Raw genomic sequence first — 7,642 nt, 5'->3', positions numbered from 1 at the left:
TCGTGGGCGCGGAGAAGTGTATAAGCGACAGGGGCGGCGGTGCAGGGGGCGGCCGGGGTCGCCGCCCTGGTTCGGGGAGTGCTGCGACGCGTCCCCGAGCCGGGACCGACCGACACCGCCATCGGCACCGGCCGTGCCGAGGCGAGCGGCGGGGGTCGGGCCAACACCGGCGTGCGCCGCCCCGGTGGGGCGGGAGGCGGCTCGGCCACGGCCCGCGACACGGGGGACGCGACCGCCACGGGCCCCGGCAGCCGGGCCAACACCGGCGTCGACCACTCCCCGGACGCATAGGGGTCGAAACCCCGGCGCAGGTGCCCCGCCGGTCGGGGGCCCACAGGGGCCCGCCGGCCGGCGGGCCCCTCACGCCGTCTCTTCCGGCCCCTCCTCCCGCGCGGACGCGCCGAAGGGGCCGGTTTCCCCCTTGGTGTCGACCCGACCCACCGCTTCGGGGCCGGTCGTCAACGCCTCGCACGCGCTCCGCCACGCGGGGGAATCGGGGTGAAGCCGGGTGTGGAGGTAGGCGGCGGTGAGCCGGGCGAGGGCGGCGACCCGCTCGGGATTCTCGTCGGTGGTCTCGGCGGCGTCGTATCCGGCGATCCCGCCGAGTCCGTGTTCCGCGTCGAACAGGGTCAGCAGGGACTTGGGCCCGGGGGCGAGGGTGTAGGGGTCGGCGTGCCAGTCCGGTCCCATGTCCGTGAAGTGGCGGGGGTCGTCCTTGTCCCCGATGACGACCAGCACGGGTGTGGTCATGGTGGAGAAATCGACGGCGCCGATGATCGGCCACTGCTCCGCCATGGGCCCGTTGAAGACCTCGCCTCCCCTGCCGGGCGCGGCGAGCAGGACCCCCGCCCCGATCCGGGGTTCGAGGAGGTGGACCGTTTCCCCGCCGACGGGGTCGTGAAGCCCGGCGCCCAGCAGGAGCGCGGCGGTGAAACCTCCGAGGGAGTGCCCGGCGAGGGCGACCCTGGTGTGGTCGATCCGTCCCGCGAGCCCGGGCACGGTGCGCTCTATCATGTCGAGCCGGTCGAGGATGTGGCTCATGTCCTCGGCTCGGGATCGCCAGAAGTCGGGGGCGCCGGGTGCGTCGGCGACCAGGTGGCTCAGCGTCCTGGAGGTGAGGTGGGTGGGTTGCAGGACGACGAATCCCCGGGCGGCCCAGAGGTTGGCGAGTGGCGCGTAGCCGTTGAGCGAGGAGAGGTGGTTCGAGGGGCCGTGCCCGTGGGAGAGGAGGATGACGGGTAGATCGGTTCCGGTGGCGGGTGCGGAGACACGCACCCGGAGGTCCACGGGGCGTCCGGGCACGGGGAGGACGACGGGAGCGAAGGACAGGACCGGGACGGGCACGTCCCTCGCATCGGTGCCGGTGGGTGTACTCACAACAGGGGTTCCCTTCCGGTGGTACCCGTCCCCCGTCGGCGACCCGGGGCCGACGGCGGACAACGCGGGCAAGGCGGGCAGGAGCGTTCCGCTCCTGCCCGACAGGAAAACGGAGCATCGCTCCACTTAATATTCGGAGCACTGCTCCGTTTTGTCAATCGGCGTGGAGGAACACCTGATGGCCACCGACAGTCCTGCCGGGGAACCACCGCCCGGGGGCCAACGGGTCGATGCCCGGCGCAACCGGCAGGCGGTGCTCGACGCCGCCGCCGAGGTGTTCGTCACCTCCGGCGTCGACGCGCCGATCCGCCGGATCGCGGCCCGGGCGGGTGTCGGCATGGCCACGATCTACCGCCACTTCCCGACCCGGGCGGATCTCGTCACGGCCGTCTACCGCCACCAGATCGAGGCGTGCGCCGAAGCCGGCCCCCGCCTGCTGGCCGAGGCCGACTCCCCGTTCGACGCCTTGCGCCGGTGGATCGACCTCTTCGTGGACTTCCTCGTCACCAAGCACGGGCTGGCCGATGCCCTGCGGTCCGAGGACGACCGCTTCGCCGCACTGCACTCCTACTTCCTCGATCGCCTGCTCCCCGTATGCGGCCAACTGCTCGACGCCGCGGTCGAGGCCGGCGACATCGAAGCCGGCACCCGGCCGTACGAGCTGATGCGCGGCATCGGCAACCTCTGCATCGGGCACGAGAACGACCCCCGCTACGATCCCCGACGCCTCATCGCTCTTCTGCTCCAAGGGCTCCGGCAACCTCCCGCTCCCTGATCCCGATTCGCGGCACGGACCGGAACCCCGCCCACCACGTCGAACTCGCCGATGGGCGGGGCCGCTCCGTCACCCGGGACCTCGGTCCGGGCCCGGGATGGGCGATACCGTCGGGACACCACGCGAAGCGGGAAAGAATTCCGCCGAACCCGGGAGCCCCCCCGGTGTTCCGCTCCCCCCTGCACGGCCTCGGGCCTCCTGTCACACCGCCGGCCCGCTCCCCCGGCACCACCGGCATGAGTTCGACGGAAAGCACTCGATCGAGCGCGAGAGGACGACATGGCGACCTACGTACTGGTTCCCGGCGGTTTCCACGGAGCGTGGTGCTGGGAAAAGCTCACCCCGAAGCTGACGGCGGCCGGGCATCGCGTCTTCCCCCTCGCCCTACCCGGCGTCGGCGAACGGCTGGGCGAGGCCCGGCCGGACACAGGGCTGAACTCCCATGTTCGGGATGTCGTCGATGTGTTGGTGTCGAACGATCTCCACGACACCATCCTCGTGGGACACAGCTACGGAGGGCTCGTCATCACCGGGGTGGCGGACCGCGCCATCGAACGGATCGGCCACCTGGTCTACTTCGACGCCCTGGTGCCGAGGGGCAATCAGTCGCTCGGGGACCTGCTGCCGCTGGACATCCGCAAGATGCGCCGGGCCGCCGTGAAGAGGGGGGAGGGGTGGCAGGTCCCGCCCCCCTCGCTTCACATGAACAGAATTCCCGGCATCGACGGCCTCTTCGGGGTGGTGGACGAAACGGACATGAGGTGGGTGCGGGAGAACCTCACCCCGCATCCGCTCAAGTGCTTCGAGGAGCGCCTCGACCTGCGGCACCCCGAGCGCCTCGACTCTCTGCCGCGCACCTACATCCACTGCACCGGTGGAGGATGGCTGTTCCGGCTGAGCCGACGGTTCAAACCCGCCTATCTTCCGCCCACCGACCCGGGTTGGCACCACCGCGGTCTGCCGACGGGACACGACGCGATGATCACGATGCCGGAGGAGACGGCGGGGGTGCTCACGGACCTGGCGTGACCGGCCCCCGACGCACCGCTCGACCACGGTGCTCTGCCGAACGTGCTCTTCCGTCCTGTCGGGACGACGTGGAGGAAGAGGAGGAGTTCCCGGGGTACGCGGCCCGGGCCCGTCGCGGACGCGGGCTCGTCATCGGCTCCACCCGGCACGACACCGACACCCCCGTGGTGGTCCTCGCCGTCCTCCGCTGACGGATCGGATTTGTTCCCGGGCCCGGGGCGCGGAAAAATGGGTGACTCCATGCTCACCCTGTGGAGTCGAGTGTGGTCATCGTCGTCTCCGGGTTCCTTGCCGCACCCGGCCCAACCGGGAGGGAGACCGGATTTCCCATGGAGGTGGGGGAAGAGGTGAGCGCGCGCCTGCGGATGGAGGACGCCTCCTGCATCGTGCTGGACGACCCCTCCGAGGAGCAGGTGTACGACACGATCGCGGATCTGAACTCCCGCTTTCGGTACGCCGTGCTGCAACGGTTGGACGTTCCGGGGGCGGAGGCCGGGCAGTGCTACATCCAGGTGTGGCTGCACGATGACGGCGGCTACATCGTGGAGCACCGGGAGGGTGGTCCGGACCGTCACTTCCGGGTGCGCCTGGCGCCCGCGCCCGGGCCGTTCGGCAACGAGCCGGTCGCCCGGCTCGTGTGGAGCTGGGCCCGGCCGGGTGACGAGTCCTGGCGCACGGCCGTGGCCTGGCAGCCGTGGAGTGGGGACGGCCTCCCGGACCCGTGAGCGCCGGTCCCCGGGTCAGTTCTCCCCCCGAGCGCCCTCCCCGGGGTTCCCCGGACCCCGGGTCATGAGGACGGCCTTGGGGTCCTCCGGGTGGGGGGCGGCGGTGAAGCCCGGCGGAGGGCCGAACCCCTCCGCCACGGCGGCCCGGCGCACCCGGATCTCCCGCAGGTGCGGGAAACCCGCGGTCCACGCGCCGTCGTCCCCCGGAGCGGGGAGGTTGCGCCACCACAGGTGGGTCAGCCGCTCCGGGACCAGGTGGGTGGCCAGGTCCTCCGGCCGGTGGGTGCCGACGAGTTGCACCCGTGCCCGGCCCCCGAGGTCGCGCAGCAGCCGCAGGTGTTCCGGGGTGTGGACACTGATGTACAGGCCCTCGTCGTCGAGGTCGGCCAGGATCTCCCGGGCGTAGCGTTCGGCGTCGAAGTGGTGCCAGTTCCAGGCGAGTTGACGGCGCAGCCAGAGCGAGGGGTGGCGCCGGTAGCGGGCCAGGGGCGGCAGGGCGGCGTCGGTGCCGATCTTCAGGGCGGTGACCACCACCGCGCCCGCCTCCTCGTCCGTCAGCCCCTCCGGGCCGGGCAGCAGGCCGAGGAGGAGTGTCCCGCCGTGGTGGGCCAGGAACCTGGCCTGCCGCAGGTCGGCGGGGGGCAGCAGACGGGCCACGGTGTCGGTGACCCGCCGGCGGGTTCCGGGGTCGAGTTCGCTGGCGTGGGCCACGCAGTCGGCGGCCAGCAGGACCCGGCGGACGACCCGCGCCCCCGCCTCGTCCACCGGGGGCTCGGGCGGGAAGTTCTCCCCGGTGCCCTCCAGCAGGCCCTCCAGCAACCGTGCGCGTTCGGCGGGGCGGCCCAGGGCGACGGCCATGCGGATGACGTCCTCCCAGCGGTCGCGGTGGGCGTTGTCCAGCAGGAGGGGGAAGTCGCCCTCCTCCACGGCGGCCCCGGCACCCAGGTAGTCCTGGAAGGTGCGGTGCACGAAGTCGATCCGGCCGGGGACGGGTTCGCGCAGCAGGCCGCAGCGTTCCAGCAGGTGGCGCAGGACGGTGTCGGCGTCGGCGGTGAGGTGGTGGGCCATGGCCGGCAGGACGCGGGCGAGCTGACCGACGGCGTCGGCGCGGTCCATCTCGGCGCGGTCGTTGCGGATCATCCAGTGCGCGAGGCGCTGCACCAGCCGCACCAGCGCGTCCCGCGACAGCCGGGTGCCGCCGCCGGGCCCGGTGCTCCCCACGGTGGTGTCCACGCCGCGTTCGAGGTCGCGGCGTTCCAGCAGCATGCCCAGCGCCGCCTCGTACAGGTCGCGGCGGTCGGTGGGCAGGAAGCCCTCGCGGTCGCGGTGCAGCGCGCACAGCAGTCCGCACATCAGCGGGTTGACCGCCATGCGGGCGAGGGCGTCGGTGGTGCGGACGGCGGTGACCAGGGCGGCGCCGAGGGCGGGGTCGGCGTCCGCGGCCTCGTGCCAGCGGGTGACGAACAGCTCGATGTCGGTGCGGGACATCGGCGCGAGGGAGAGTTCGGCGAAGCCGCGTGCGGCGTCGCGGTCGGCGAGCCACTCCTCCCGGACGGCGGAGGGGCGGGCGGTGACCACCCAGGGGTTGCCGGGGTAGGTCGTCATGAGTTCGCGGATCCAGCGGCGGACGGCCCCCCGGTCGCGTTCGGGGACCTCGTCCACGCCGTCCACCAGCAGCAGCGCCCGGCCCGCCGCCAGGACCCGGTCCGCCCAGCCGTCGGGTTGGGCGGCGGCGAGCGGGCTGCCGACGGCGTGCGCGAAGCGGTCGGGGGTGGGCGGCCGGCCGTCGACCACCACGCGGCGCAGCGGCAGCACGAACGGCACCCGGCCGACGAGGTGGTCGAGACCGGGCGGGTGGTCGCGCGGGGGTCCGAGGTGGGTGCGGGCGGCGGTGACGGCGAGCCACTGCACGAGGGTGCTCTTGCCCGAACCGGCGACGCCGCGCAGCAGCACCCGTTCCCGGCCGGCGAGGGCGTCCTCGGCCCGCAGCACGAGGCCGGAGGGATCACCGGAATCACCGGAACCACCGGCACCGGCCGGGGCCGTCGGGCCGGCGGAACCCGGCTCCGTCTCCGGTGTGGTGACCTCCAGTGGCACGTACGCGGCGTCCAGCGGCCATTCGTGGCCGTGGCCGATGTCCAGGCCGTGGATGGTGAGTTCACCGTGCCGGGCGATGACGTGTTCGGCCCAGCGGCGTTCGAAGGCGGCGTCCTCCGCGCGCCGGTCGCCGATCCGTTCCAGCAGCAGGTCCGTGGTCGCGGCCAGACGGTGCAGCATCCGGGTCTGTTCCACCTGGGCGCGGGCGACGAAGGTCGAGCGGGTGGTGAAGAAGTGCAGGACGTGGACGCAGCAGGTGTGCAGCAGGGCGTCCCAGCGGGCGTCGGCGTCGGCCGACAGGTCGCGGGGGCGGGGTAACCGGGCGGCGAGGGCGTCGGGGCCGAGCCGGACGGCCTGCACGTCGTCCATGTCCAGGTCACCGAGGGCGTGCAGGGCGCGGGCCAGGGCGTCGGCGAGTTCGGCGGCCGTCTCCTGCGAGGGGGCCTCGGCGGGCCCGGTGGCGGGCCCGCTCCGGCGCACGAGTTCGCCGGCGAGCCGGCGGAGTTCGGGCTCGCCGAGGGTGCGGCGTTCACCCCGGAAGGAGACCAGGGAGGACAGTCGCACCGGCCGGTCGACCAGCTCGGCGCCGGGGCCCTCCTTGACGAACAGCTTCCCGATCAGGGGCGCCAGGGCGCCGGTGGCCAGTCGCAGCGCGACGGAGGAGGGCTCCATGGCCCCGATGCTAGGTCAACCCCCTTGCCGGTCAACGGTTTCCGCCTCGTCGAACGTCCTCTTCCGGCGGGGTTCGCGGGCCGGGGCGGGGACGAGTTGGGCGAGGAGGATCGCGCCGGCGATGAGCAGACCGCCGAGCAGTTGGCGGAGCGTGAACGCCTCGCCGAGCACGACCCATCCCAGCACCGCCGCGACCAGCGGGCTGACCAGGGCGAGGAAGGAGACGGTGGAGGCGGGCAGGCGTGCCAGGCCCCGGAACCACAGCAGGTAGGAGAGCAGCGCCCCGACCACCCCCAGGTAGAGGAAGCCGCCGAGGTTGGCGCCGGTGAGGCGGTCCGGCAGCCCCTCGGCGAGGAGGAGCGGCAGCAGGACCAGGCCGCCCACCGTGAGCTGCCAGCCGGTGAACGGCAGCACGCCGACCCCGTCGGGTCTGCCCCATTTCTTGGTCAGCACGATGCCGAAGGCCATCGAGAACGCCCCGCCGATCGCCGCGAGGACGCCGACCGCGTCGAGCGCGGCGCCGGGTTCGAGGACCAGGAGCGCGACGCCGACCGCGCCCAGCGCGCAGGCGGCGGTGTGCGGGAGGCGGATGGCCCGGCCCAGCAGCGGGACGCCGAGGAGCAGGACCAGCGCCGGCTGCATCGACAGCAGCAGGGCAGCCGGTCCGCCGGGCAGCAGGTAGGCGGCGACGAAGAGGAGGGGGAGGAAGAGACCGATGTTGAGGACGCCGAGCACCGTCGCGCGCCACCACCAGCCGCCGGTGGGCAGGACGCGGGTGAACGCCAGCAGCACCAGGCCGGCGGGCAGGGCGCGGGCCACGGCGGCGAGCACGGGGCGGTCGGGTGGGAGGAACTCGGTGGTGACCAGGTAGGTGCTGCCCCACACGGCGGGGGCGAGCGCCGTCACCGCGGTGTCGAGCAGGGGGCGGCTCTCGGGCACGGCGCGGCCCTCCTTCGGGGTTCGGGGG

At 73.4% G+C, this 7,642-nt stretch carries 8 protein-coding genes; 5 read left to right on the top strand and 3 right to left on the bottom strand.

The features are described from left to right. The first annotated feature begins 39 nt into the window (after positions 1 to 39). Positions 40 to 291: a hypothetical protein gene (locus FOE67_RS10920; protein WP_182663034.1), complete on the top strand. Its 252-nt coding sequence runs from the start codon at positions 40 to 42 to the stop codon at positions 289 to 291. 69 nt (positions 292 to 360) lie between these two features. Here the strand turns inward: FOE67_RS10920 and FOE67_RS10915 are convergent, their stop codons facing one another. Further along, complete coding sequence (locus FOE67_RS10915; protein WP_182663032.1) at positions 361 to 1,377, bottom strand: alpha/beta hydrolase family protein; 1,017 nt, start codon at positions 1,375 to 1,377, stop codon at positions 361 to 363. Between the two features lie 178 nt (positions 1,378 to 1,555). Between FOE67_RS10915 and FOE67_RS10910 the strand changes: the two genes are divergently transcribed. The 4 genes from FOE67_RS10910 to FOE67_RS10900 all read left to right on the top strand — a co-directional run bounded on the left by FOE67_RS10910 (position 1,556) and on the right by FOE67_RS10900 (position 3,906). Continuing rightward, positions 1,556 to 2,152: a TetR/AcrR family transcriptional regulator gene (locus FOE67_RS10910; protein ID WP_182663030.1), complete on the top strand. Its 597-nt coding sequence runs from the start codon at positions 1,556 to 1,558 to the stop codon at positions 2,150 to 2,152. Positions 2,153 to 2,431: 279 nt separating this feature from the next. Continuing rightward, on the top strand, positions 2,432 to 3,181 hold the full coding sequence (locus FOE67_RS10905; protein ID WP_182663029.1) for an alpha/beta fold hydrolase: 750 nt from the start codon (positions 2,432 to 2,434) through the stop codon (positions 3,179 to 3,181). A gap of 68 nt (positions 3,182 to 3,249) precedes the next feature. Then, the gene (locus FOE67_RS30025; protein WP_267133321.1) at positions 3,250 to 3,372 is read left to right on the top strand and encodes a hypothetical protein; all 123 of its coding nucleotides are present in this window, start codon (positions 3,250 to 3,252) and stop codon (positions 3,370 to 3,372) included. Between the two features lie 138 nt (positions 3,373 to 3,510). Next, on the top strand, positions 3,511 to 3,906 hold the full coding sequence (locus tag FOE67_RS10900) for a hypothetical protein (RefSeq protein ID WP_228473758.1): 396 nt from the start codon (positions 3,511 to 3,513) through the stop codon (positions 3,904 to 3,906). Positions 3,907 to 3,921: 15 nt separating this feature from the next. On the opposite strand, the gene FOE67_RS10895 is transcribed toward FOE67_RS10900, so the two are convergent. Together FOE67_RS10895 and FOE67_RS10890 are read right to left on the bottom strand one after the other, a co-directional pair. Then, the gene (locus tag FOE67_RS10895; RefSeq protein ID WP_228473757.1) at positions 3,922 to 6,675 is read right to left on the bottom strand and encodes an NACHT domain-containing protein; all 2,754 of its coding nucleotides are present in this window, start codon (positions 6,673 to 6,675) and stop codon (positions 3,922 to 3,924) included. 15 nt (positions 6,676 to 6,690) lie between these two features. Further along, positions 6,691 to 7,614, bottom strand: coding sequence for an EamA family transporter (locus FOE67_RS10890; protein ID WP_182663027.1), 924 nt, complete (start codon positions 7,612 to 7,614; stop codon positions 6,691 to 6,693). Positions 7,615 to 7,642 lie beyond the last annotated feature (28 nt).

The organism is Streptomyces calidiresistens (assembly GCF_014141525.1).
Taxonomy (GTDB): domain Bacteria; phylum Actinomycetota; class Actinomycetes; order Streptomycetales; family Streptomycetaceae; genus Streptomyces; species Streptomyces calidiresistens.
The sequence above is the reverse complement of the archived record's forward strand: the minus strand, read 5'-3'. Positions and strand labels throughout refer to the sequence as shown.